General features: G+C 61.5%; 1 rRNA gene. It reads right to left on the bottom strand.

Going from position 1 to position 517, the window contains the following annotated elements:
* Positions 1-247 precede the first annotated feature (247 nt).
* Positions 248-364: ribosomal RNA gene (gene rrf / locus ABD350_RS37315) — 5S ribosomal RNA — on the bottom strand.
* Positions 365-517 lie beyond the last annotated feature (153 nt).

Raw genomic sequence — 517 nt, 5'->3', positions numbered from 1 at the left:
CGCGGCTGTCATCCCTGCGGAAGCCGCTCCGCTCGCCACGGTCGCGGTCGTCACGTCGGTCGTCACGCCGGAAGCCGCCGCGGTCACCCCGGTCACCACTGTCCCGTCGCCGCTGGTCGCGCTCCGGACGGTCGCCGGGAGAGTTGGTGGACATGGTGACTCCTGTCTGTGGTACCTCAAGCATTGTAAAAACAAAAGGACCCCTGGTCCCAGCTGAACGCTGGTGACCAGGGGTCCTCCAAAGATTGTTCGGCGGCGTCCTACTCTCCCACAGGGTCCCCCCTGCAGTACCATCGGCGCTGTGAGGCTTAGCTTCCGGGTTCGGAATGTAACCGGGCGTTTCCCTCACGCTATGACCACCGAAACCCTAATGGTTTCGAGCGAACAAGCACACTCTTTACTTGTGTTCTCGGTTCAGCTCTGAGCCGGCAACCGTTCGTTGCCTCAGAACATACACAGTGGACGCGAGCAACTGAGGACAAGCCCTCGGCCTATTAGTACCGGTCACCTCCACACG

This window comes from Streptomyces nogalater, from assembly GCF_039532885.1.
Taxonomy (GTDB): domain Bacteria; phylum Actinomycetota; class Actinomycetes; order Streptomycetales; family Streptomycetaceae; genus Streptomyces; species Streptomyces nogalater.
The sequence above is the reverse complement of the archived record's forward strand: the minus strand, read 5'-3'. Positions and strand labels throughout refer to the sequence as shown.